Source organism: Rhizobium leguminosarum (genome assembly GCF_019798305.1).
GTDB lineage: Bacteria > Pseudomonadota > Alphaproteobacteria > Rhizobiales > Rhizobiaceae > Rhizobium > Rhizobium leguminosarum_U.
The window spans coordinates 25723-49262 of the sequence record NZ_JAAXDD010000019.1 but is presented as its reverse complement, the minus strand read 5'-3'; the positions used below and the strand labels follow the sequence as shown (position 1 = coordinate 49262).

Genomic DNA, 23540 nt, shown 5'->3' with positions numbered 1-23540 from the left:
TCCAGGACTTGAATCAACAAAAGTCCGGCGAGCTACCTGCCGTGGCGGGTTCGTGCGTACAGCCCTCCAGCCGCTTGGAGACGGCAGGAGAGGGCAGTCATCCCAGTCTGGACTGGCTGACAGCAGACATTCGGATGATCTGCAGGATCGACGAGACGTCTGTCTTCGGTCACATCGCAACAGCCAAAATCCCGGTGTAGGTCAGATGATGCAACAACTGATCGGCTCCGTGCGCGGCCCAGTAAGGACGGCTTGTCATGGCAGCCGGATGGCGGCGCGCGTGAACGGCCTTTAAGTGATCAACGGTGAAGTGAATTAGAAATTCGCCTAGCGCCAAGACCGCGACCGTCACGCCATCCAGCCCGAACAGAAGCAATCCCGGTAGGGTGCCCGCTACGTGGATCGCGGCATGGATATAGCCACCCGGATGACGGATGTCGCCCTTGCCCTGCAGAATCCAGGCCGGCTGCAAGAGATAATCGGCGGCGAAATGCTTGACCTGCAGCCAGGCGAGTAAGCCAATAAGGAAAGATGCGCTTTCCATGATCCATCCTCCCTCAAATCGGGGGCGATTTCCGGTCCAGGGTAAAGATCGGCACCGGTTGCGATTTGCCGCGCACCACCGTCTCTCCCAGCGAGCGGGCATCGAGCCGCCGGTCCGCCCGTTCCCACGTCTCGCCACTCAACACGATTTCAACGCCTTTGTCTTTGGCGACGCCGACCAGGCGGCTTGCGAGGTTTACGGCATCGCCAATCGCCGTGTAGCTCAGGCGTTCGGCCGAGCCGATATTGCCGACGAGTGCCGTGCCGCTGTTGATGCCGATCCTGACCCGCACTGCGTCGTGCTGGGGCGCGAGCGGCGGGATGGCATGCATCGCGTCACGGATCGCCGCCGCCGCACGGCAGGCGCGCGACGCGTGATCGGGCTCGTCGTTCGGGGCATTCCAGATCGCCATCACAGCGTCGCCGATGAATTTGTCGACCGTGCCGCCCTCGGCGTGGATCGCGGCGATGGAAAGCGTGAGGAAGCGGGTGAGATGCGGTTCGACACCGGCGCCGAGTTCCTCGGTCATCTCCGTAAAGCCTGGCAGGTCGGCGAAGAGAACCGTGATGTCGGTAAGCTTGCCGCCGGGCCTGGGCTCGATGCCGCCGTTGACGAGCGGCTTGACGACATCGAGCGGCATGAAGCGGGCGAAGGCCGATAGCCCCGAAGACATTCGTTTCAGCGCGACGGAGAAGTCATTGAGTTCAACCAGCATGGTGGGCGTGTGGCTGACGGCATCGAGTTCGAAGCGTTCGACCGCATGCAGCTGTTGGGCAAGGCGGGCGAGCGGCCGGGCGAAAAGCAGGCGGGCGAAAATAATCGCGGTGACGGCGGCGAGCAGCGCGATGGCAGCGACGATGAAGAGCACGCGCTTGGTGTTTTCATCGATATCGCCGGCAAAGGTGGAGCGCGGAATGGCCGTCAGCAGCCGCCAGTCTTCAAACGGCAGCGCACTGGATGAAATGAAGACCGGCCCGAGAGCGGCACTCTGTTGCAGCGTGCGGAAGACGTTTTGAGGATGGGTTCGGCGCGCGGATGCGACGGCAGCAGAAAGCACGTCGGCCTTCGGAAAATCGGCGAGATGCGCCGCCATGATGCCGTCCGACGGTTCAGAAGTGGCGAGGACCACATCGTCCTTCGCGAGCACATAGACTTTGCTCTCCGAGGGCATGTTGAGATTCTGCAACGTCAGCGACAGCCGCCTGAGGCTGACCGCTACCATGACGACACCTTCAAGCCGCCCGAAGGCTTCGACCCGTTTTGAAAAAACGATCGAAGGTTCGAAACCGTTTGGCAAGATGTCCACGACGGTCCAGGCCGGATCGGTGCGGTCCTTGCCCTTGCGATACCAGGACGAGCCCTCCGTCACATAGGCGCTCTCGGTCATGACGCGCTCTTCGAAGAAGATGTCGCCGGGGATCGGCTTGTACCGGTCACGGCGCAGCGTGCGCGGCTCGCCGGGCGCGGCTTTGCCGATTTCGATCATCTCGATCCGGCCATCGGCGGCGGCATGTGAACCGAAGAAGCGCCCATCGGTGAAACCGAACCCGATCCAGGCGATCGCCGGCTGCTCACGCAGCAGCGAGAGAAATAGGAACTCGCGCTTGACCTCGTCATCGGGCTTGATGGCGCCCTGGAAGAAGACCGAGCGGATTATTTCCGCGGTGCTCGATACCAGTGCGAGTTGCGAGGCGAGTTCGTTGCGAACGGCGCCGGTGCTCTGCGCATCGAGGGCCGCCACGACATTATCGACATTGGCACTCGCGGTGCGTTGCCAGATCAGATGGACGAGGGTCGCCGTCGAGATGACGGCAAGCAGCAGCAGCATGGTGACTGCGCGGCCCATCTTCACGCGTGGAAGGAAATCAGCGCTCATGGCGGTCGGTGATGAGGCGGGCGCTCCGCTCGTAGCGAAGATAGGCCAGGCCCCAATCCATGAAAACCACGAGGCGATTGCGGAAACCGACGAGGAACCAGAGATGGGCGAGGTTCCAGATCAGCCAGGCCGAAAACCCGGATAGCCTGATCCGTCCGAAATCGGCGACCGCCGCCTTGCGGCCGATTGTGGCGAGATTGCCGAAATGCCGATAGCGGAACGGCTTGACCGGATTGCCCGCGATGAGCGCCCGGATGGCATGCGCGGCATGCTCGCCCATCTGCTTGGCGGCCGGCGCTGTGCCTGGCACGGGATGGCCATCCGCGTTCTTCGCCGCAGCGGTATCGCCGATGACGAAGATGTTGTCGTGACCGTGGACATTCAGCCGTTCGTCGACCACCGTGCGGCCGGCGCGGTCGGCCCCGGCGCCGAGCCATTTGGCCGCTTTGGATGCCATGACACCTGCGGCCCAAAGCACGCATGCCGAGCGAATCTGGCGGCCGTCGGCGAGCATGACGCCTTCGCCATCGCAATGGGTGACGGCAGCGGTGGGCAACACTTCGACGCCCAGGCCTTCGAGCTGACGCTGCGCCTTTGCCGAAAGGCAGCCCGGCATGGTGGGCAGGATACGGTTGCCGGCTTCGACCAGAACGACGCGTGCCGAAGCGGCATTGATGTGACGGAAGTCGCGAACCACGACGTTGCGGGCAAGTTCCGCAATCGCACCGGCCATTTCGACGCCTGTCGCGCCGCCGCCGACCACAACGAAGGTCAGTAACGCCTCGCGCCGCTGATCATCCTCAGTGACTTCGGCGCGTTCGAAAGCGGTGAGAATCCGGGCGCGGATCTCCGTCGCATCGCCGATCGTCTTCAGGCCCGGCGCGCTTTCGGCCCACTCTTCATGGCCGAAATAGGCATGACGGGCGCCGGTCGCGACAACAAGATAGTCGTAGGGGATGGTCCGCTCGGCGGTGTGAACAACCTGCGTGGCTTTCTCGATCCGTTCGACCCTTTGCATCAATACCGTCACATTCTTCTGGCGCGACAGGATGCGGCGGATCGGCATCGCGACTTGAGCGGGGGACAGGCCTGCAGTCGCCACCTGGTAGAGCAGCGGCTGGAAGAGGTGATAATTGCGACGGTCGATGACGGTGATATCGACCTGGATGCCCTTCAGCGCCATCGCTGCGGCAAGCCCGCCGAAGCCGGCACCGAGAATGACCACGCGCGGGCGGCCATTCCCAGGCATTGGGCGGATCATGTTCGGCGCACCGCCCGTCATCGCGCCGTCGGCTTCGATCCGCATGGCTCAGCGCTCCCGCGAGAAAAAGCGGCCGGCGAGATGGTCGAGCGAGATGACGCCCGCGCCTCGCGCGAAAATCAGCAGCAGCGGAGCCGCCCAGGTCAGATGTTCGCCCCAATGGGTGGGATAGACGAAGATCTGGATCGTCGCCACGACCCCAAGCAGCATAAGCGCCGCGAGGCGCGAGAAGAGACCGAAGAAGATCAGGATTGCACCCGACAGTTCGGCGGCCGTGGCGAGCAGGGCTGCGACGCCGGGATCGAGCACCGGCAGGCGGTATTCGAAGGCGAAGAGCTGGACCGTGACGGGCCAGGAGGCGAGCTTGCTCTGCGACGATTGCCAGAACACGTTCGCAACAGTGAGCCGCGCGACGAACTGCACCGCCGAAAGCGGCACGGATGAGGCTAGCCGGAGCGCCTGCGAATAAAGGCCGGCGAAACCGCCTCGTTCGGGCATGGATGTCGGGGTCATCATGGTCATCGATCCATTCCTTGTCAGTTGATGTTTGCAGGTTGGTGGCGGACGCGCGTGACGAGTCCGTCGGCAAAGAGACCGCCGAGCGAGGCGACGAGGTCGAAATTCGGATCGCGCGCGGCGGCTTTCTGGACGGCATTTTCAAGTCCGCGGCCGCTCTTCAGCGCCTGCAGAAAGGCGTAATGGGCACCGTTGAGGCGGAGAAAACGAACGCTGTCCCGGTTCCGCCACAACGCGATCCGCTGCGGTTGCCTTCTGATGTCGCCAAGCTGGTCGAGATCGCCGCTTGCCTGGTGCGCCGACCAGATGTCGAGCGCCGGCCAGCGGCAAAAGAGCAGTCGCAAAGACGGCTGGAGGATCAGGTCGGGCATGGTGTCTTCGCCACCCCGGGAGAGCTCAGCCATATTCGCAGGCGGCAGCGCCGGCGCATCGAGCGCCTCGGCGATCAGCCATTCAAGCCGCGCCGTATCGGCGATGAACGGCATAGGCTTGAGGTCTTCGAGCCGGCCGAGGAAGTCGGCGAAGTCGCTGCCATAGCGTACCAGCCGCGCTTCGGACGGCGGGCTCACGCGAATGAAGCTCGCGGCAATATGGCGGAAATACCGCTCTCCAATCAGGCTGACGGCGACCGGGAAGACCGATACGAGCGTGGCGCTCAGCGATGCGAATGTGTTGTTGCGGTAGATGTTGAAGCGGCGCATCGGATCGAAGCGGCCGCCCGTATCGAATGAGGGACCGAGATCCGGCCCTCGACGGTTAAGGATAGCATCCGCGACGGCGTGCTGCAGTTCGAGTTCAGACAGCATAACGCGCCCTCCGCGTGACGGAGTTGCTCGCGAAGACCGACGGTGTGATCGTCGTCAAGGCCGAGATCGCCGGCATGGCGCCGCGTGCGAGATTGCTCGTGGAGAACAGCTCGATGCCGTGGAACCGGCGATCCGGCTGCTGGGCGATCTGCGGCGCACCACGCTTCTCGAAACCGATCGCGGCGGCCATCATGTCGGCCCACATTGCTTCGCCGAGCAGCACATCGAGCGCGGGAACCTCGGTGTCCCATTCAATCAGCGTCGGGCGTGGGCCAATCTTGCGCAATACATGCGCATAGAGCGACCAGACGGCCGGCGGCACGCGGGAGCCATGATCGTCGATCAGCACGATGTCGCCCTCTACCTCGTTGACCGCATGGCCGGCGAGATGGATCTCGCCGATGGCATCGGCCGGCAGGTCGTCGATGAAGGCCTTGGCATCGAAATCGAGATTGCAGGCTGAGACATAAACATTGTTGACGTCGAGCAGGAGGCCGCAGCCGGTGCGCTTGACGAGCTCGGCGAGGAATTGCGCCTCGGTCATCGTGGAATTGGCGAAGGCGATATAGGCCGACAGGTTCTCGATGAAGACGCGGCGCTGCAGCCTGTCCTGCAACTGGTCGACATTGGCTGCAACGATATCGAGCGCATCGTCGTCATAACGGAGCGGCAGGAGATCGTTGAGATAGGCGCCGTCGGCAACGCTCCAGGCCAGATGTTCCGAGACCAATGCTGGCTGAAACCGGATGCACACGCTCCGCAACCGTTCCAGATGGTCCCGATCAAGGCCCGAAGCGCTGCCCAGCGAGAGACCGACGCCGTGCACCGACAGCGGATAGGTCTCGCGCAACTTTTCCAAAGCATCGACGGCCGCGGAATCGCCCATGTAGTTTTCAGCATGGACCTCCAGCCATCCCGCCGAAGGCCGGCGGGAGATCATATCGGAAATATGCCGGGAGCGCAGACCAATGCCTGCGGCATCCGGTACTGGAAGATTAGGAAATATCTTGGACATTGGTCACTCCTTCATATGGGTTGAATGAAGCTCGGGAGCCCTCAGGCCTTGGGTTCGATGGCGCCGCCGGAAATCTTGGCGCAGGTGCCGGCCGGAACGTAGACCCAGGCATCACCCTGGTTGTCGGCCGTTGAGGTGCCGGCGCAGGAATGGGTGGCCGTCTGGCAATCGTTGAGGCCGGCCTTGACGACGCCGTAGCACTTCTCGAACGAGAATTCGGGCTGTGCAGCCGGGCCGGCAAAGGCGCTGGAGGCAGCCATGGAGGTGATGGCAGCAAGGGCGGAGCCGATGAGGATGCGGGTCGAGTTCATGGAAATGTCTCCTGGTTGAGGTTGGATCAAACCGGTTTTCGGCTTGACTGAAATTACTTTCCCGCATTGCCGGTGATGTTTGAAATGCTGTTGCGGCATGGTTTTGATAGGCTGGCGCTATGCGCGGCGGCGGCTGGCGAGAAGGCAAAAAATACCCCCGGGTGGCGACCGGGGGGAGAAGTGGCGTGCCGCGAGGGAGTGAGCGGGACGGAACCGGCGACGCGGAAGGAAGTCCCTGGAAAATCAGAGATATCGTTCGCGAATGTCGACCGTCGATCGCTTGCCGATGTCCTGGTAGTTGGCCAGCAGCCACATGTCGGCGCATTCCCGGCCGCGGTCGCGCAAATCGACCAACGCCCCCCAATCGGCATTGAGCTTGCTTGACACGGAAAGGCTTTTCATCGTCTCGTCATCGGAGATGCCGTGCACGAAGATGCGCTTGAGATTGCCGGTACTTTCGGGAGATGCATCGATCAAATCGGTGACGAAAGCCACCGCCCGCATTTCCCGCAGCAGCGACGAATTGAAACTGATCTCGTTGATGCGATTGAGTATCTCGGAGGCGGTGTGCGGCACCTCGGCCCGCTCGATCGGATTGATATGGACGACCAGCACATCCGGCGTGTCGCAGCCATAGATCAGCGGAAAGATTGCCGGATTGCCCATATAGCCGCCATCCCAGTAGGACTCACCGTCGATTTCGACAGCCTGAAACAGGAAGGGCAGGCAAGCCGATGCCATGACGGCGTCGACCGACAGTTCGTCATTGCCGAACACCTTGACCTTGCCGGTCCGGACATTGGTAGCGCAGATGCTGAGTTTCACCGGGCAGCGCGCCGTGCGGATCGCCTCGATGTCGACCGATTGCTCCAAGATCTGCCGCAGCGGATTGAAATTGAACGGGTTGAACTGGTAGGGCGACATCAGTCGCGTCACCATGTCGAACATCATGAAGGCCGGCGAAAATTCCAGCGCCCGCGATCCGGTTATCTTGTCGAAGATCGTGGGTTGCAAAGGCCCGGATGCCGACGCATGGCTGACGCGCCGCCAGAAATTGGCGAGCGCGGTCTGGGCGCCGCTCCGCCCGCCTTCGGCCAGGCCATAGGCCAGCACGGCGGCATTCATCGCGCCGGCGCTGGTTGCGACGACACCTTCCAAGGACAGGTTCGGCTCGTCGAGCAGCCGGTCGAGCACGCCCCAGGTGAAGGCGCCATGCGCGCCTCCGCCCTGGAGCGCCAGATTGAGCGTCCGCGGCTCTGGCGCAGAGGAGGCGACAACCGCGTTGTCGGCGATTATTTTCTTCACACCTGTGTGCTTGTTCATGGTCCTCACTCCCCGATTTGTTGGTGTTGAGATTTTCAATGCGCCGTCCAGCCACCATCGACCGGTATGGCCGTGCCGGTGATGGAGCCTGCGAGATCGCAGCAGAGAAAGACGCTGAGCGCGCCCATTTCCTCGACCGTTGCGAACCGCTTGGTCGGCTGGTTCTTGAGAAACACGTCGCGGATCACTGCGTCGCGTGCGATGTTGTGCGACTTCGCCTGCGCGTCGATCTGCTGCTCGACAAGCGGCGTCCAGACATAGCCGGGGCAGACTGCATTCGACGTCACGCCGAATTCGGCACCCTCAAGTGCAATCGACTTGGTGAACCCCACCATGCCGTGCTTTGCTGCGACATAGGCCGACTTGAAGGGCGAGGCGACAAGGCCGTGCGCCGAGGCGACATTGATGATGCGGCCATAACCGCGCTCGCACATGCCGTCGAAAGTGGCCTGGACAAGATGAAAGGCGGCCGACAAGTTGATCGCCATGATCGCATCCCACTTCTCAGGCGGAAATTCGCCGATGGGAGAAACGTGCTGGATGCCGGCATTGTTGACGATGATATCGATTTGGCCGAATCTGGCCTTGGCGCGCTCCACCATCATCAAGATAGCGTCGCGCTTCGACATGTCGGCGCTGTCATAGGCGACATCGACATCGTTGCTCTCGGCCATCTCGGCGCGCAACGTTTCAATGTCGGCGGGATCGCCGAATCCATTGAGCATGATCGAGGCACCCGCCCTTGCCAGCGCATGGGCAATGCCAAGGCCGATACCGCTGGTCGAGCCGGTCACGATCGCGGTACGACCCTCGAGCATCTTCCGGCCAGTTAGTGCTTCAGTTTCGGTAGCAAGCAGATTGAGCATCGCATTCTCCATTTTTAGGCGCCACGACGTGTAGCTTTCCGTTCAAAATGGCGCGGTTGCAGTCATAAGAGAAATGCCGCTCACTAATGGAATTGATAATTCAGTGGCATTGGCCGAATATAGCGCCGAGGACCAGAGTAGATGCATTGGCTTACTTTGGAATTGTTGGGGAATTGTTGGGGAGCGGATATGGATATCCATCACATCCGGTATTTTCTGGCCGTTTGCGAAACGCGCAATTTCACGCGCGCGGCGCAGAACTGCAATGTCACCCAGCCCGCGCTGAGCAGAGCGGTTCAGCAGCTCGAGGACGAGGTGGGCGGGCTGCTTTTCCGTCGCGAACGGAACCTCACCCACATCACCGATCTCGGCAATCTCTTGCGTCCGCGTTTCCAGCAAGTGCAGGACGAACTCCTGGGCGTCAAAACCGAGGCATCGAAATTTCTCTGTCTCAACGATGCGCACCTCAAGGTCGGCATCATGTGCACGATCGGACCGCGACGCTTTACCGGCCTGCTCACCGACTTCAACATGCGCCACAAGGGTATCCAGCTCCAGCTCGTCGAGGGCATTCCGGCCAAGTTGGCGGGATTGCTGGAGCAGGGCGAGCTCGATATCGCGATCATGTCGAGCGCCGACAATTTTCCGGAGCGCTTCGATGTGACGCCGCTGTTTCGGGAACGGTTCATGCTGGCCTTTCCGGCGGGGCACCGGCTGAGCCAATACGATGCCATTCCGATCGCCGCGATCGATGGCGAGATCTATCTTCGCCGTGTCAATTGCGAGTACTGGGACTACCTGACGGATCTCTGTGACGCCCAGGGTGTGAGCACGATCGTCTCCTATTCGAGCGAACGTGAGGACTGGATTCAGAATCTTGTCGCTGGTGGTCTCGGTATCTGTTTCATTCCTGAATACAGCGCCGTCGTGCCTGGCCTGCAAGTCCGGCCGGTCGCCGAACCGGAGGTAACCCGCGAAGTCTGCCTTGTAACCGTAGCTGGCCGCCGCTTCTCCCCGGCCGTCTCGACTTTCGTCGGTGCTGTCAAATCTTACGGTTGGGCCGCGCTGCCAGGCCGCTCACATTGAAAGCATAACGAATAATGAACTGCGCTCCGTGTCCTGGCGATGCGGAGCGTCCGCACGTCCTGCGTTTCACGATAGCCTCAGGCTATGGAATTGAGAATGAGGCGGCATTTCTCATTCGCAATCACCTTCTGCATGCTCTTTGTCATGCCCGGCGCGAACGCTTCATCCGGGCCCAACAAGGAGAACTCTGATGAAATTCGAAGTTAATGCCAAGCGCCTGACGCTCGCCTCCGTCCTCGCTCTCGCGTCCTTCACCACCATTTCGACCGGCCAAGCCTATGCCGGCGAATGCCCGGCCGACCAGGTCGCCGAAAACGGCATGCAACCCGGCGAAATGATGCCGAAGGGTGTGACCGACAAGGTCATCTCGTCGATCGACCTCGCCTCCAAGGGAGATGCCTGGAAGAACAGCGCCCTGCGGATGCGCAAGCTGGTTGTGCAGCCTGGCGGCGTCGTGCCGTGGCATTCGCATGAGAGCCGTCCGGCCAACATCCTGATCGTTTCGGGCTCGATCACCGAATACCGCAGCACGTGCAAAGTGCCGATCGAGCATAAGGCTGGCGACGTGACTGCCGAATTCGGCATGCTGTCGCATTGGTGGAAGAACAACGGCAGCAAGCCGGCTGTTCTCTACTCCGCCGACATCCTGACCTCGGAAAAGCAAAAGAACGAATCCATGTGAGCCGCTTCCGAGCTCGCTGACAGCGTCTCCGGCCCGCCAAGCCGGAGACACCACACGCATTCACCCGACACTTGGAGTGATCGCCATGACCGGCATCGAGCATGTCCTCAACCCGCCGAGAACGACCCTCGGCGCTACCGCCGCCGATGGCTGGCGCTTTGCCGTCATCGCGCTGATTTCTTTCCTGACATTGGTCGATCTCTTCGCGGCTCAGGCGATCCTGCCCGCGCTTGTGGAGAAATTCCAGGTCAGCCGCGCCGCCATGGGCTTTGCCGTCAATGCCAGCACGTTCGGCATGGCCGTCGCCGGGCTTGGCATAGCCTTCTTCGGTCGCAGGATCGATCGCCGTAGCGGAATCTGGATCAGCCTTGCGCTGCTTTCCCTTCCCACGACAGCTCTCGCCTTTACCCACGATTTGACGGTTTTTGCCGTCCTCCGTATCGTCCAGGGCCTCTGCATGTCGGCAGCCTTCACGCTGACCATTGCCTATCTCTCGGAACACTTCTCGCCAACCCAGGCGACAGGCGCCTTGGCGGCCTATGTCACCGGCAATGTCGCGAGCAATTTCTTCGGCCGCATCCTCTCCGCTGTCGTGGTCGGGTTCGGTGGGCTTGAAATCAACTTCCTCACTTTCGCGGCCCTCAACATCGCCGGCGCGCTGCTTGTCCGGCTCACCCTCAAAAAGACCTCGGCCATGATGCAGACCAGCGAAGACGGGTCGTTCAACATGCGCCGCTGGACCTATCATTTCGCCGATGGTGAGCTGCGCCGTGTCTTCGCGATCGGCTTCCTCATCCTTTTCGTCTTCATCGGAACCTTCACTTATGTGAATTTCCAACTCGTGGCACTCGGCCTGTCGCCGATGACGCTCGGCCTCGTTTATCTGGTATTCCTGCCGTCGATGCTGACCACGCCGATGGCAGGCAAGCTCGCGGTCCGGATCGGGGCAAAAATCGGGATCATCTCGACGCTTGGGCTCGCCGTTGTCGGTCTCGCGGCACTTCTGAGCGTCAGCTTGCCTTTGGTGTTGGCCGGACTGGCGCTCGTTGCAATAGGGACATTCCTCGCCCAAGCGATCGCCACCGGATTGGTTGGCCGACGCGCGGTCACGGACAAGGCAGGCGCCAGCGGAATTTACCTCGCCTCCTATTACACCGGGGGTCTCGCAGGCAGCCTCGTACTCGGCCAGATCTATGATCAGGTGGGCTGGCCGGCCTGTGTCGGCATGCTCGTCGCAGCGCTGCTTGCGGCCATCGTGATCGCCCTTCCCATCGGCTCAACGCCCGGTCCACTCCGGCGATGATCCGAAACGCACATCGAACGGCATTCTCCATGTTCTGATCCATCAGGCGAACGACGGTTCGGTGAATGCGGTCTTGCCCGCTGATGCAACAGCCCGCGCTTGACGTGCCGCTGGATGTCATAAAAGTTTCATATTCGGGCTATTGCCGGGACCAGGAAAATAATCCACTATTTTAGTAGGAAACAAGATTTCCTGAAACAAACGAAGGAGACTTATTGAATACACTTTTATCGGATGGCGTGTTTTTTGTATGCTTCATCGCCTTTTGTGCCGTGATGCTTGCGAGTAGAAAGCACAGCTCAGGCGGTTCGCAAGGCGCTGGCGACGGTGGTGGAGTTGGGTTCGACGCCTCATACGGTGGCGACCGTGACGGTGGCGATTGTGACGGTGGCGACGGAGGGTGTGGAGACGGCGGAGGAGACTAGATCGAACGAAAACAGAAGAATGCCCGACCGCCTCAAGGCGGTTTTTTGTTGCCCGGATCCCGGACGGTGCCGAGACGGCAATCGACCGGAAGGTTGGCCATGCCGACGCGGCTGTGCAGCCCGGATCAATCCAACGGCATCACAAAGGTAAAGCGCGTCTCCTTGTCATCGGAACTGACCGCGATCGTCCCGCCATGGGCGCGGGCGATTTCCGAAGCGATATGGAGACCCAGCCCCAATCCTCTTTGAGTTGTGCCGACTTCGCCCCTGAAATAAGGCTGAAAAAGCCTTGTCATCGCATCGCAGGAAATCGGAGGGCCGCTGTTGGCGATCCAAAGTTCCAGTCTTCCGTCGACAGTTGCCGCCGAGAGCCGCACCGGTTCGTCCGGCGTCCCATGGGTAAGGGCATTTCCGAGCAGGTTGGACACCAGCTGGCCAATCCGGCCGCTGTCGCAGTTTATCGGTCCGGCGAATTCGATACTCACCTCAATCCCGCGCTCGAGATGACAGGAGCGGAGTTCTCCGATGACCTGTCGCAGGATCGGTTCCAGATGCTCCGCTCGCCTCTCGATCGTGATGCCGCCACCCAATCGTCCGCGCGCAAAGTCGAGGACGTTGTCAATCAGGCCGGACATGCGAACGACGCTGCCCTGCATCAAATCGAGAACGTTAATTGAGCGATCGGTCTGCTCCTCTTTTCGCAGCATGCGAGCCGCGGCGGCGATCGAGGCAAGCGGGTTGCGCAGGTCATGGCCAAGCACAGCGATGAACTGCTCCCGCAATTCGGCGGTTTGCTGTTCAAGGTCGAGCTGGGATTTGACGATGGCGCCGGCTGCGTCCGCGGCTGCGCGCGCCTCGACCAACTCCCGTTCATAACGGCGACGCTCGGCAGCCTGGAACATCGTCACGCGGGTGAAAAGCAGGGCACCGTCTTCTGCGCGTCTTTCCATTGCATTGGCGAGCACGGGCAAGGTTCTGCCGTCGGCCGTCACAAGATCGAGAGCAACCTCATTGAAAAACCCCTGCATGCGCAGCAAAGGCGCAAAATGGGATTCGTAGGATATCCGGCCCGACGTGTTGAGCAGGTCGCGAAGTCGTTTGCCGAGGAGTTGCTCGGCAGGGATGCCGATCCAGGTCGATAGCGTTCGGTTCAACTTGACAATGCGCCCGTCCGGCTGCAGCGAAAGATAGCCGCATGGCGCGTTTTCGTACAGGTCCTCGAGGTCTTCCGCCGGCATGAAGATCTTCGTGTCGCCACCGGTCATCGAACGGACCGCCGGATTGCAGATATGACCTCGTCGGGAGCGCTGAGGTTAGGGCAGTGGTCACTGGCGTTCAGCGCGACCAATTGACTATTTGGAATTTGCTGATGAACGAATTCGCCGACCGGGGCCACGAAGCGCCACATATCTTGGTCGCACCCGAATCCATGCGAAAAGATCATCGCACGCTGGCCATCGCCCCGGACTTGAACATGATTTCGATCGATGACGGTCATCTCGCCCTCTGCCCTGCCTTCATAGCATGTTCCGCCTGTATTGGATTGAGGAAAGAATTGGGCAATGGGTTCGATGGTCGTGTGCCGCGATGTTCCAGAGGTGGCCGCCAGCCGTTTGCTGCATACCTCAGTCCGCCAATTTCCGGAGCTTGAAGAAGAACCGCCGAGGGTCGCCGCGGACGCACATCATTCCGGCAATCTCGTCATCGTCAATCCTGCGGAAATAGTCCACGATCGGCTGTTTGTCGTAGATCATCGCAGCCGTTTCGATGCCGTCGAGGGCCTGAAGCCGCAATGAAGCGGTCGTGCCTCTCGCTCGAAGCACCTTCTGCAGGTATGAGAACCAGCCGCGGGCGACGAATGTCCGGCCAAAGGGCGCCATCTTGATCGCCAGACCAATGGGTAACAAGCTTGGCTCAAGCGCCACGAGTCGGCCAGGTCTCCATGTGAAGAGCAGGGCGTCCAAACCAGTTGAGATTCTCGAGCACGCCGTCCAGTGGATGACCTGACGTGATACCGACGCCGCTCCAAAGGCCGACCATGTCCTTCGGCTGGACAGGATCCAGCGACCGGAACCAGGCAGTCATTTCCTCCTGCCGGTCGCCTCGCATGGGTTCTCCTTCAGGGACGTTCATTGCAGAAAAATGAAAAGAAGGTTTGGAAGTTCCCGTTCATGCGGACCTGGCGGAGCGCTTGGGTTTTCGCATAGGCTCAATTTTAAACAATCTTATTTGGCCGCCTACGTCTTTAAGCGCAACGGCCCCCGAAGGGGCCGTTGGGTGTTCACCAGACAAGACCGGCCTCTGCGTCAGGCGCGCGACGGCAGCAGGGGATAGCCGACCATGACGGCGCGGCCAAGCAGGGCTGCGACGAAAGCCTTGATCACATCGCCGGGAATGAAGGCCATCGAGCCGACGAAGGCTTTCGTGAAGCCGAGACCGGCGACGGTCGCCAGATAAGTGATGCCGAAGGCGTAGAGCACGACGATGCCGCCGACCATGGCGGTGAGGAAGAAGCTCACTGTCTGCACCAAGCCGGATTGCTGATGGTTGACCAGCCGTTCGCTGAGATAACCGGTGACGAAGGCGGCAAAGATCCAGCCGACCAGGAAGCCGGCCGTTGGCGATGCGAAGATCGCAAGCCCGCCGCGGCCGCCGGAAAGCACCGGCAGGCCGATCGCCACCAGCACCAGCACGATCAGCACGGCAATTGCGCCGCGCCGGGCACCGAGCACGACGCCGGCCATCATCACGCCGAGGGATTGGGCGGTGATCGGCACCGGAATGAAGCCGAGCGAGATCGGCGGCAGCAGGCCGAGTGCCACGATGATCGCGGCAAAGAGGGCGGTAAGAACGAGGTCGCGAGTGCTCATCATGAATTCCCGTGTTTATCAATCGTTAACTCACATGCCGCCGAATGCCGCGCGCGTCAATCGCCGCGGCAATATTATCCGCATCCTTGAGCGTCAGGATGATCAGCGGCGCAAGCAGCGTCGTCGGCCGCACCTTCAGCCCGCGTGCCTTATGCGCCTCGCGGATCGCCTGATAACGGCCGACGATCTCCGGCACGAAGCGCAGCACCAGCCCCAGCGCCAGGCCGATATCGTCGGCCTGCACCCAGCCGGTGCGTTCGAGCGGGCGGGCAAGCGCCGTCACCTCGTCGATGAACGCGGTGATCGACGTCGTCGCTGTCACCATGGCAGCCAGAAGCATCAGCGCCGTCAGCCGCAGCAGGGGCACGAGCGCCTCCTGCCAGGGATCGAAGATGAGGTTGAAGAGTGCCACGACCGCGATCGTCAGGAAGATCGGCCGCAGCCGCCGGAGCCCATCCGCAAACGGCAGGCCGATCATCCGGTAGAGAACCGCCGTCAGCAGCACGGCGATTGAAAGCAGGATGAGGTTCCCGCTGACGAACAGCACGACGCCGAAGATCGTCAGCGACAACAGCTTTACCCGCGGCGAAAGCCGGTGCATCACGCTGTTGCCTTCGACATAGAGCGACTGCATTAGGCGGCGATCTCCTTGTAGCGGGCGATCGCCTCAGTAGCCGGCGCATCGGCGGCAAGCCGCCCTTCATGAAACAGCAGCACCCGCTCGAAACCGGCGATCAGCTCCAGATCATGCGTGATGATGATGGCGCTTTCCGGCAGCCCGGCGATAATCCCTTCAACCAGCGCCCTATTCTTGAGGTCGAGCTGGTTGGTCGGCTCGTCGAGAATGAGAATGCCCGGCCCCGTTGCCAGCACCGAGCAGAGGGCCGCCACCTGAAGCTCGCCGCCGGAAAGCTCATGCGCGCGTCGTTCGGCCAGCGCCTCAGCGCCGAAGCGGGCCAGCACGCCCTCGACCTTCGCCTCGATTTCCGCCTTGCTGAAGCCGCGCCGCTTCAGCCCGAAGGCGATGTCGTCTTTGACGATCGGCAGGATGATCTGGTTCTGCGGCGATTGGAAGATGAAGCCGACATCGGCCACCGCAGTCTTTTCGTCGCTGGTGTCGCGGCCGTTGACGGTGACGCGGCCGACCGATGGTTTGGTCAACCCGTTGATCAGACGCGCGAAAGTGGTTTTGCCCGAACCGTTCAGCCCGATGATGCCGATGCGTTTTCCACTGATGCCGAGCGTCAGCGGCTGCAGCGCCACACGCGCCCCGAAACTGACCCCGGCACCTTCGAAACGAATATCCAAACCAATCCCTCGCATCCATGCGATCCCGCTTCTATACGGGTAATCGAGGATGATGAAAGAGCAAATGTCGCTGTCGATATCGGGTGGCTAGGAAGATTTTCCGGATTATGATGGGGTCATGACGAATCTGCTTTCCAATTCCGACGCCCGCCGTGTCTTCCTTGCCAAGCAGGGCCTCAGCGCCCCGCCCAACCGCGCCTTGACCAAGGCCGGCCTGCTGCAGCTCATCCATGAGCTGGGTTTCGTCCAGGTGGATAGCATCCAGACGGTGGAGCGGGCGCATCATCAGATCCTGTTTTCCCGCAATCAGACCTATAGACGCGAACATCTGAAGGCGCTGCTCGAAAAGGAACGCGCGTTATTCGAGCACTGGACGCACGATGCCTCAATCTTGCCGAGCGCCTTCTTCGTCTATTGGAAGCACAAGTTCCGCCACCAGGAGACGGTCTTGATCGAGCGCTGGCGCAAATGGCGCGGCGAGGGCTTCGAGGCGGCTTTCGAGGAGACCTATGAGCGCGTGCGGCGCGACGGCGCGATCCTGTCGCGTGACATCAAGGCCGACGGCCACGTTTCCGGCGGCTGGTGGAACTGGCATCCGAACAAGACGGCGCTCGAATATTTCTGGCATACCGGGAAGCTCGCCATCGCCGGCCGCTCGAATTTCCAGAAGATCTATGATCTCACCGAGCGGGTCATTCCGGCCGAATTCCGCGAGCCAGAGGTGAGCCGCGAAGAGTTTGTCGACTGGGCCTGCCGCAGCGCGCTCACCCGCCTCGGTTTCGCCACCCATGGCGAGATATCGGCCTTCTGGAACCTGGTCTCCCCCGATGAGGCCAAGGCCTGGGTATCAGCCCATCGCGACGAACTGATCGAAGTGCTGATCGAATCAGCGCTCGACGGCAAGGCGCGACCCTCCTGGGCCTTTGCCGATTTCCCCTCGACGCTCGACAGCTATCCCGATGCTCCGCCCCGCATCCGCGTGCTCAGCCCCTTCGACCCGATGATCCGCGACCGCAACCGCACCGAACGCCTGTTCGGCTTCTTCTATCGCATCGAAGTCTTCGTGCCCGAGCCGAAGCGCGAATATGGCTATTACGTCTTCCCGCTGCTCGAAGGCGACCGGCTGATCGGCCGCATCGACATGAAGGCGGATCGCAAGAGGTCGACGCTCGACGTCAAGCGGCTCTGGCTGGAGCCGGGCGTCAAGCCGTCGGCCGGGCGGCTGGAGAGGTTGGAAGCGGAGTTGGAGCGGCTGGCGCGGTTTGCCGGTGTGGAGAAGGTCCTGTTTCTGGAGGGGTGGAGGGGGTAGTCGAATTACCCTCAGTGCCTCATCACGCACTCCCTCATCCCTGTGCTTGTCACAGGGATCCAGCGCACCCAAGTCCTTGGGTGCAGGAAACTCTCTTCGTAGAAGCAAATGAATCATTCACGGCGCGGACGCGCCGTGGCTGGATTCCTGTGACAAGCACAGGAATGAGGGAGGGCGAGGGTCAGAGCCCACGCCCCTCAGCAGATCTCCGTCGTGCTGATCTTGATGCCGAAACCTTCCAGGCCGACATAGTGACGTTCGCGGCTGGTGAGCAGCTTGATCGAGCTGACGCCGAGATCCCTGAGGATCTGGGCGCCGAGGCCGATTTCCAGCCATTCGCTGTCGCGCGTCTGGGCTTCGGCATGGGCCTCGCGGCCCTGGCTGCGGCCTTTGCGGCCGTTATCGTGGTGACCGACGCCGACGGAGCCTTCGCGCAGATAGACGATGACGCCGCGGCCTTGCTCGGCAATTTTCTGCATGTAGAAATCGACCGGGCTGTTCTTGCCGAAGAGGTCCTCGGCGACATTCTCCGGATGCAGACGGACCGGGATGTCGACGCCGTCGCGGATGTCGCCGAAAACGACGGCGAGATGCTGCATCGGATCCCAGGGCAGGGAATAGGTATGGGCCTTGGCCTTGCCGAACGGCGTCTCGATGTCGAAGCTGGTGCCGAGTTCGATCAGCGTTTCCTTGCGCTGGCGGTAGGCGATGAGATCGGCGACGGAGACGAGTTTCAGCCCGTGCTGCTCGGCGAAGTCGACCACCTGCGGCCCGCGCGTCACCGTGCCGTCGTCGTTGACGAGCTCTGAGATGACGCCGATCAGCGGCAGGCCGGCGAGCTTGCAGAGGTCGACGGCCGCTTCCGTGTGGCCGGAGCGCATCAGCACCCCGCCTTCGCGGGAGACCAGCGGGAAGATGTGGCCGGGACGGACGAAATCGGAAGCGCCGACATTCGGATTGGCGAGGTTGCGCACCGTCAACGTCCGGTCGTCGGCCGAGATGCCGGTCGTCGTGCCGTGCTTGAAATCGACCGAGACGGTGAAGGCCGTCGTATGGGCCGAATCGTTTTCCGCCACCATGGCGTTGAGGTTGAGGCGCTTGGCCTCTTCCTTCGGCATCGGCGCGCAGACGATGCCGGATGTGTGGCGCACGATGAAGGCCATCTTTTCGGGCGTGCAATGTACCGCGGCGACGATCAGGTCGCCTTCGTTCTCGCGGTCATTGTCGTCCATGACGACGACGATCTCGCCGGCTTCGAAGGCCCTTATGGCGTCGACGACGCGCTTCTGGTCATAAGACATGGGGCGAGCGCTCCTATTTCAGACGGCCGGTCTGGCCGCGGTCGCGAAGATAATGGTCGGCGATGGCGCAGGCGACCATCGCCTCGCCGATCGGCACGGCGCGGATGCCGACGCAGGGGTCGTGCCGGCCCTTGGTGCGGATATCGACATTCTTGCCCTCCGCATCGATCGACTGGCGTTCGGTCAGGATCGAGGAGGTCGGCTTGACGGCGAAACGCGCCACCACCGGCTGCCCGGTGGAGATGCCGCCGAGAATACCGCCGGCATTGTTGGAAAGGAAGATCGGCGTGCCGTCATTGCCCATGCGCATCTCGTCGGCATTGTCTTCGCCTGACGTTTCGGCGGCGGCAAAACCATTGCCGATCTCGACGCCCTTGACGGCGTTGATCGACATCAGCAGCGAGGCGATGTCCTGGTCGAGCTTGGCATAGATCGGCGCGCCGAGGCCGGCCGGCACACCTTCGGCGATCACTTCGATGACCGCGCCGATTGAGGAGCCGCTTTTGCGGATGCCGTCGAGATACTCCTCCCAGACCGGCACGATTGCGGCATCGGGCGAGAAAAACGGGTTTTGATCGATCTGGTCCCAATCCCAGTTGCGGCGGTCGATCTTGTGCTTGCCGATTTGCACCAGCGCGCCGCGCACCGTGACGCCAGGCAGGACGAGGCGGGCGATGCCGCCGGCGGCAACCCGCGCAGCGGTTTCGCGCGCCGAGGAGCGGCCGCCGCCGCGATAGTCGCGAATGCCGTATTTGAGGTCATAGGTATAATCGGCATGGCCGGGGCGGTATTGCCGGGCGATCTCGCCGTAATCCTTGGAGCGCTGGTCGGTGTTTTCGATCAGCATGGAGATCGGCGTGCCGGTCGTCGTCATCGTCTCGCCATCGGCGTCGAGCATGACGCCGGACAGCACCTTCACCAGATCGTCCTCGCGCCGCTGCGTCACGAAGCGGGATTGCCCGGGCTTGCGCTTGTCGAGCCAGACTTGCAGGTCCTCGAGCTTGAAGCGGAGCCCTGGAGGGCAGCCGTCGACGACACAGCCGAGCGCCGGACCATGGCTTTCGCCCCAGGTGGTTACGCGGAAAAGGTGACCGAATGTATTGTGCGACATGTGTTCCCACGGTGGCGCGCCAAAGCCGGTCGCTACCGGCCGCGCCATTGCTTGAAAAGGCGCGACACTCATAGGCCAAAAAACCGCCGAGGCAAAAGCCTTTCTTTGCGCCAAACCGGCAGCCAGGAAATGTTGTTTCCGTCCGCTGTCAGGGACGGGCGGTGCATTGTGCCGCCATTCTCTCTGCACAGGCGGGGAGGGGTCAGGGCTGAGGGCGATCGGCGGGCAGCGATCAGGACGCCAGCCGCCAACCCGTTCCGGTGGCTTCGTTGGTGAAATCGTCGAAGGAGAGCGGCCGCGAGAAGGCATAACCTTGCAGGATATCGCAGCCGAGATCGCGCAGCAGTGCGGCGTGTGCCGCCGTCTCCACGCCTTCGGCCACCGTCTCGACGCCGAGCGAGCGGGCGATTTCGATGATCGAGCTGACGAGTGCGCGCTCCTGCGAGGCATTGACGATCGGCTGCACCAGCTGGCGGTCGATCTTCAGGCGCTTGGGCTTCAGTTTCAAGAGGCTGACGATCGAGGTATGGCCGGTGCCGAAATCGTCGATCTCGATATCGATGCCGAGCGCCTTGATGCGCTCGAGATTCTGCGAGACGACGTCCTCGCTCTCGTCGAGGAAGATCGATTCCACCAGTTCGAAGGAGATTTCACCCGGACGGATATGCAGGTCGGCGAGCGATTCCAACAGGCTGCCGTCATGCAGCCTTCGCGCCGAAACATTGACCGAGACCTTGGGCACTATAATGCCACGCGCTGTCCAGCGCACCTTGTCGCGCAGCGCCGTTTCGAGAACGATCCGGTCGAGCATCTGCACGACATTGATCTCGTCGGCAATGCGCAGGAACTTGTCGGGGGCGAGCCACCCCTTGGACGGGTGCTTCCATCGCACCAGCGCCTCGACGCCGGTCAGTTCCATCGTCCGGGCCGAAAATTGCGGCTGATACCAGGCGGTGAATTCACCATTGTCGATGCCGGCGAGGATTTCGTCGGCCGTCCGCTTGGTGTTGATGATATCGGCCTGGAGATTGTGATTGAAGAATTCGAAGCGGTTGCGGCCCATGCTCTTGGCGCGGTAGAGCGCGATATCGGCATTGATCAGCACCTTGCGCGCGTCGACATGGATGCCGTTGGCGAGCGCAATGCCGATCGACACGCCGCAGCGGCAGGAAAAGCCCTGGAAATCGATCGGCTGGCGCATCTCCTCGATGATCCGCGTCGAAAGCTGCGCCATCTCCTTGTCGCCGACGTCGAGGGCCAGAATGACGAATTCGTCGCCGCCGATGCGCGCGACGATGTCGCTGCCGCGGACATTCTTGGCAAGCACCTTCGAGGCGTGCACCAGCATCGCATCGCCGGCCGCATGGCCGAGCGTATCGTTGATGTCCTTGAAGCGGTCGAGGTCGATGTGCAGGATTGAGAATTTCTGCCGCTGCTGGCGACCGTCATGGGTCAGGCTTTCCAGTGCGATATCGAGCTTGCGGCGGTTGGCGAGTGCGGTCAGCGGATCATGCAGCGAATTGTGCTCGATCCTGTTCTTGACAAGCTCAAGCTCGATATTCTTGGCGACCGCCTCGTCCTTGGCCGCCTTCAGCCGGATCGTCATCAGCACGTCTTCGGTGGCATCGAAGGCGATGCCCATGATCTTCACCTCGCCCGTCCCCGTCTGGTGGACCTTGCCGACCGAGCGCACATAGCGCACCGAGCCGTCGTCGACGAGCACGCGGCAGACGAGTGTGTGTGTATCGCCGTTTTGCTTGAAGTGACGCGCGCTTTCGAGCGCGAGAGCCCGGTCCTCGGGGTGGATGCAGCCAAGCCAGGTCTCCTCGGTCATGAAGCCGTTGCGCGGGGTGAGGCCGTAGAGTTCGTGCATCCGCTCGTTCCAGATCGAGCCGCCGAGGCCGGGCCGGGCTTCCCATATGCCGCACTGATAGGAATTGAGCGCCAGGTCGAGCCGGCTGGAAAGCTCGGCGAGCTGCCCCTCGCGGCTCGAGAGCTCTTCAAGCGCCAGCTCCAGCTCGGCATTCTTGACTTCGCTCGTATCCTTGGCCTTGCGCAGCGTGTCGGTGATCTCCGCGTCGGCAGTCACGTCCCAGACGATACCGATCGTCTTGCTGACGCCGCCGGCATCCGTATAGAAGGCGCCGACCGATCGCAGGTGGCGGATACCGTCGTCGGCGAGCATGATGCGGTATTGCGCCGTGCAGGCAGCACCGGCAATGCTGCAGCTGAAGAAATGCACTTCGGCGACGTCGCGGTCCTCGGGCAGGACCGCCGCCAGCCACTCGTCGAGCGCCCAGCTTCCTTCCTCAGCCGGCTTGCCGTGCAGGGCCGCGGCGCGCGTGTCCCAGAGCAGGCTGCTCGAATCATCCTGCAGCTCCCAAATGCCGATATTCGAGGATTCCAGCGCCAGATTGAGCCGCTGCGACAATTCCAGCAGTTTTGCCTCGCGCGTTTCCAGCGCGGCAATATTGCGATTGCGCTCGCCGAGCAGAAGGGTCACGAAGAAGATCGGCACGATGATGATGAAGCCCGCGGCAAGGATGATCAGACGCAGCTCGGTGCGGTTTTCGGGTATCGCGTTCCAGCCGCTGTTCGGGACCGCGGAAAGCTCCCACTTGCCGCCGGCAAAGCCGATCTTCTGACGCATCGGATGCTTGTCATCGATATCGGATGAACCGAAGAACGGCGGCGGCAGAGCAGCATTGGTCGCGGCCGCCGCGCCGATATCGCGGATGGCGATCGAAAGATGGTCGAGATGCGGATAGCGTTCCCGGTTCTCGCGGTCGCGTGCCGGCATCAGCCCGGTCGCCTGGTAGAACATCGTCTGGTCGATGGCGACCTCGACTGCCCCCCAGAGCCGCCGCTGGCCGTTCTCCCTGACGAAAACCGGGAAGAAAATGGCAAAGGCGTCGCGGCTGTCAATGCTGATCGCGCCGTAGAAGCGCGCCGACTGGTTGCTGGCCGCGCTGGTCATCGCCTGGCGGAAGAACAGAGCCTCGCGCACATCGCGGCCGATCCGCTCATTGCCGGACTGCGATGGGTGGATATCGCGGATGATGAAATCAGGCGCGACGGCGATGTGAATGAAAGACGGGTTCTGGATCAGCAGCCAGTTGATCTGGCGCTCCATCTCCTCTCCGTTTGCCGCGCTGACGGAGATCAGGTTCGTCAGGTCGCGCACGACGCTGAGGTCCATATTGATCTGGGCCATGACGCGGGCGCGGATCAGGTTCGTCTCGTTTTCGGTGCGGATGTGAAGTTCGCGCACATGAGACGCAGTATTGGCCTGGTCGAGCCCGAAGCCGACCATGATGACGACCAGGGCGACAAGCGACGAAACCAGAAACGAGACGCGGCTATTCTTCAACACGCGCCGCAACTGCTTGCTGTCGCCGAGCCTGGATAACAAAATGAAACCCCCATGTTGACGAGCAACTGTAGGGCGCGCGGGTTAATTTACGATTGCCCGCCGGAGATGCCGAAAGATCGCAGGAAGGGAAAAACCGCGGATTAACGCACCATCTTGATTATATTTAAAATCCTATTCATCAATTGGGCGGGAAAAGCCATTCTTACGGGCAATTTTCGCCATATTCAGGAGCTTATCTGTGGCCAGTCAGTTTC

20 protein-coding genes and 2 pseudogenes are annotated in these 23540 nt (G+C 61.6%); 4 read left to right on the top strand and 18 right to left on the bottom strand.

Going from position 1 to position 23540, the window contains the following annotated elements:
- Window positions 1-169: 169 nt before the first annotated feature.
- The 9 genes from HFO99_RS28670 to HFO99_RS28630 all read right to left on the bottom strand — a co-directional run bounded on the left by HFO99_RS28670 (window position 170) and on the right by HFO99_RS28630 (window position 8518).
- The gene (locus tag HFO99_RS28670; RefSeq protein WP_064249617.1) at window positions 170-544 is read right to left on the bottom strand and encodes a DUF3307 domain-containing protein; all 375 of its coding nucleotides are present in this window, start codon (window positions 542-544) and stop codon (window positions 170-172) included.
- Window positions 545-557: 13 nt separating this feature from the next.
- On the bottom strand, window positions 558-2420 hold the full coding sequence (locus tag HFO99_RS28665) for an adenylate/guanylate cyclase domain-containing protein (protein WP_222365049.1): 1863 nt from the start codon (window positions 2418-2420) through the stop codon (window positions 558-560).
- Window positions 2410-3726: an NAD(P)/FAD-dependent oxidoreductase gene (locus HFO99_RS28660; RefSeq protein ID WP_222365048.1), complete on the bottom strand. Its 1317-nt coding sequence runs from the start codon at window positions 3724-3726 to the stop codon at window positions 2410-2412. Before HFO99_RS28660 ends, HFO99_RS28665 begins: the two co-directional genes overlap by 11 nt.
- Before the next feature lie 3 nt (window positions 3727-3729).
- On the bottom strand, window positions 3730-4203 hold the full coding sequence (locus HFO99_RS28655; protein ID WP_222253886.1) for a DoxX family protein: 474 nt from the start codon (window positions 4201-4203) through the stop codon (window positions 3730-3732).
- 14 nt (window positions 4204-4217) lie between these two features.
- Window positions 4218-5003 carry a putative DNA-binding domain-containing protein gene (locus HFO99_RS28650; RefSeq protein WP_222365046.1) on the bottom strand — a complete coding sequence of 262 codons (786 nt, stop codon included), beginning with the start codon at window positions 5001-5003 and terminating at the stop codon, window positions 4218-4220.
- Window positions 4993-6018 carry a DUF692 domain-containing protein gene (locus HFO99_RS28645; protein ID WP_222253884.1) on the bottom strand — a complete coding sequence of 342 codons (1026 nt, stop codon included), beginning with the start codon at window positions 6016-6018 and terminating at the stop codon, window positions 4993-4995. Before HFO99_RS28645 ends, HFO99_RS28650 begins: the two co-directional genes overlap by 11 nt.
- A gap of 41 nt (window positions 6019-6059) precedes the next feature.
- A complete protein-coding gene (locus HFO99_RS28640) occupies window positions 6060-6329 on the bottom strand; it encodes a DUF2282 domain-containing protein (RefSeq protein WP_003545955.1) in 270 nt (89 codons plus the stop codon).
- A gap of 243 nt (window positions 6330-6572) precedes the next feature.
- On the bottom strand, window positions 6573-7652 hold the full coding sequence (locus HFO99_RS28635) for a patatin-like phospholipase family protein (protein ID WP_222365044.1): 1080 nt from the start codon (window positions 7650-7652) through the stop codon (window positions 6573-6575).
- Window positions 7653-7687: 35 nt separating this feature from the next.
- Complete coding sequence (locus HFO99_RS28630) at window positions 7688-8518, bottom strand: 3-hydroxybutyrate dehydrogenase (protein WP_222253881.1); 831 nt, start codon at window positions 8516-8518, stop codon at window positions 7688-7690.
- Between the two features lie 189 nt (window positions 8519-8707).
- Between HFO99_RS28630 and HFO99_RS28625 the strand changes: the two genes are divergently transcribed.
- The 3 genes from HFO99_RS28625 to HFO99_RS28615 all read left to right on the top strand — a co-directional run bounded on the left by HFO99_RS28625 (window position 8708) and on the right by HFO99_RS28615 (window position 11589).
- Window positions 8708-9604 carry a LysR family transcriptional regulator gene (locus HFO99_RS28625; RefSeq protein WP_162118318.1) on the top strand — a complete coding sequence of 299 codons (897 nt, stop codon included), beginning with the start codon at window positions 8708-8710 and terminating at the stop codon, window positions 9602-9604.
- Between the two features lie 190 nt (window positions 9605-9794).
- Window positions 9795-10286: a cupin domain-containing protein gene (locus HFO99_RS28620; protein ID WP_222253880.1), complete on the top strand. Its 492-nt coding sequence runs from the start codon at window positions 9795-9797 to the stop codon at window positions 10284-10286.
- An 85-nt stretch (window positions 10287-10371) separates the two neighbouring features.
- A complete protein-coding gene (locus tag HFO99_RS28615; protein ID WP_222253879.1) occupies window positions 10372-11589 on the top strand; it encodes an MFS transporter in 1218 nt (405 codons plus the stop codon).
- Between the two features lie 550 nt (window positions 11590-12139).
- Here the strand turns inward: HFO99_RS28615 and HFO99_RS28610 are convergent.
- From HFO99_RS28610 to HFO99_RS28585, 6 genes and pseudogenes are all read right to left on the bottom strand, one after another.
- Window positions 12140-13279, bottom strand: coding sequence for a PAS domain-containing sensor histidine kinase (locus HFO99_RS28610; protein ID WP_222253878.1), 1140 nt, complete (start codon window positions 13277-13279; stop codon window positions 12140-12142).
- 113 nt (window positions 13280-13392) lie between these two features.
- Window positions 13393-13512 (bottom strand): annotated as a pseudogene (locus tag HFO99_RS34005) (alpha/beta fold hydrolase); the annotation flags it as partial.
- Window positions 13513-13639: 127 nt separating this feature from the next.
- A pseudogene (locus tag HFO99_RS28600) lies at window positions 13640-14147 on the bottom strand (DUF4334 domain-containing protein).
- A 173-nt stretch (window positions 14148-14320) separates the two neighbouring features.
- Entirely contained in the window at window positions 14321-14884 is a 564-nt protein-coding gene (locus tag HFO99_RS28595; RefSeq protein WP_222253901.1) for a biotin transporter BioY, read from the bottom strand.
- A gap of 25 nt (window positions 14885-14909) precedes the next feature.
- Window positions 14910-15518, bottom strand: a complete 609-nt coding sequence (locus tag HFO99_RS28590; protein ID WP_222253875.1) for an energy-coupling factor transporter transmembrane component T family protein — start codon at window positions 15516-15518, stop codon at window positions 14910-14912.
- A complete protein-coding gene (locus HFO99_RS28585) occupies window positions 15518-16192 on the bottom strand; it encodes an energy-coupling factor ABC transporter ATP-binding protein (RefSeq protein WP_222253874.1) in 675 nt (224 codons plus the stop codon). The genes HFO99_RS28590 and HFO99_RS28585 overlap by 1 nt, the downstream gene beginning before the upstream one ends.
- A 118-nt stretch (window positions 16193-16310) precedes the next feature.
- On the opposite strand from HFO99_RS28585, the gene HFO99_RS28580 reads away from it, so the two are divergent.
- Window positions 16311-17501, top strand: a complete 1191-nt coding sequence (locus HFO99_RS28580) for a winged helix-turn-helix domain-containing protein (protein ID WP_222253873.1) — start codon at window positions 16311-16313, stop codon at window positions 17499-17501.
- Window positions 17502-17698: 197 nt separating this feature from the next.
- Here the strand turns inward: HFO99_RS28580 and ribB are convergent, their stop codons facing one another.
- The 3 genes from ribB to HFO99_RS28565 all read right to left on the bottom strand — a co-directional run bounded on the left by ribB (window position 17699) and on the right by HFO99_RS28565 (window position 23325).
- Window positions 17699-18802, bottom strand: a complete 1104-nt coding sequence (ribB, locus tag HFO99_RS28575) for a 3,4-dihydroxy-2-butanone-4-phosphate synthase (RefSeq protein WP_064249625.1) — start codon at window positions 18800-18802, stop codon at window positions 17699-17701.
- A gap of 13 nt (window positions 18803-18815) precedes the next feature.
- Window positions 18816-19913 carry a chorismate synthase gene (aroC, locus tag HFO99_RS28570; RefSeq protein WP_222253872.1) on the bottom strand — a complete coding sequence of 366 codons (1098 nt, stop codon included), beginning with the start codon at window positions 19911-19913 and terminating at the stop codon, window positions 18816-18818.
- Window positions 19914-20145: 232 nt separating this feature from the next.
- Window positions 20146-23325, bottom strand: a complete 3180-nt coding sequence (locus HFO99_RS28565) for an EAL domain-containing protein (protein WP_222253871.1) — start codon at window positions 23323-23325, stop codon at window positions 20146-20148.
- Window positions 23326-23540: the final 215 nt, after the last annotated feature.

Coding starts and splice junctions, on each gene's coding strand:
- HFO99_RS28660 (WP_222365048.1), bottom strand. CDS start 3,726: ATGCGGATCGAAGCCGACGGCGCGATGACGGGCGGTGCGCCGAACATG.
- HFO99_RS28670 (WP_064249617.1), bottom strand. CDS start 544: ATGGAAAGCGCATCTTTCCTTATTGGCTTACTCGCCTGGCTGCAGGTC.
- HFO99_RS28595 (WP_222253901.1), bottom strand. CDS start 14,884: ATGAGCACTCGCGACCTCGTTCTTACCGCCCTCTTTGCCGCGATCATC.
- HFO99_RS28665 (WP_222365049.1), bottom strand. CDS start 2,420: ATGAGCGCTGATTTCCTTCCACGCGTGAAGATGGGCCGCGCAGTCACC.
- HFO99_RS28635 (WP_222365044.1), bottom strand. CDS start 7,652: ATGAACAAGCACACAGGTGTGAAGAAAATAATCGCCGACAACGCGGTT.
- HFO99_RS28640 (WP_003545955.1), bottom strand. CDS start 6,329: ATGAACTCGACCCGCATCCTCATCGGCTCCGCCCTTGCTGCCATCACC.
- HFO99_RS28580 (WP_222253873.1), top strand. CDS start 16,311: ATGACGAATCTGCTTTCCAATTCCGACGCCCGCCGTGTCTTCCTTGCC.
- HFO99_RS28645 (WP_222253884.1), bottom strand. CDS start 6,018: ATGTCCAAGATATTTCCTAATCTTCCAGTACCGGATGCCGCAGGCATT.
- aroC (WP_222253872.1), bottom strand. CDS start 19,913: ATGTCGCACAATACATTCGGTCACCTTTTCCGCGTAACCACCTGGGGC.
- ribB (WP_064249625.1), bottom strand. CDS start 18,802: ATGTCTTATGACCAGAAGCGCGTCGTCGACGCCATAAGGGCCTTCGAA.
- HFO99_RS28625 (WP_162118318.1), top strand. CDS start 8,708: ATGGATATCCATCACATCCGGTATTTTCTGGCCGTTTGCGAAACGCGC.
- HFO99_RS28590 (WP_222253875.1), bottom strand. CDS start 15,518: ATGCAGTCGCTCTATGTCGAAGGCAACAGCGTGATGCACCGGCTTTCG.
- HFO99_RS28650 (WP_222365046.1), bottom strand. CDS start 5,003: ATGCTGTCTGAACTCGAACTGCAGCACGCCGTCGCGGATGCTATCCTT.
- HFO99_RS28610 (WP_222253878.1), bottom strand. CDS start 13,279: ATGACCGGTGGCGACACGAAGATCTTCATGCCGGCGGAAGACCTCGAG.
- HFO99_RS28630 (WP_222253881.1), bottom strand. CDS start 8,518: ATGCTCAATCTGCTTGCTACCGAAACTGAAGCACTAACTGGCCGGAAG.
- HFO99_RS28655 (WP_222253886.1), bottom strand. CDS start 4,203: ATGACCATGATGACCCCGACATCCATGCCCGAACGAGGCGGTTTCGCC.
- HFO99_RS28620 (WP_222253880.1), top strand. CDS start 9,795: ATGAAATTCGAAGTTAATGCCAAGCGCCTGACGCTCGCCTCCGTCCTC.
- HFO99_RS28615 (WP_222253879.1), top strand. CDS start 10,372: ATGACCGGCATCGAGCATGTCCTCAACCCGCCGAGAACGACCCTCGGC.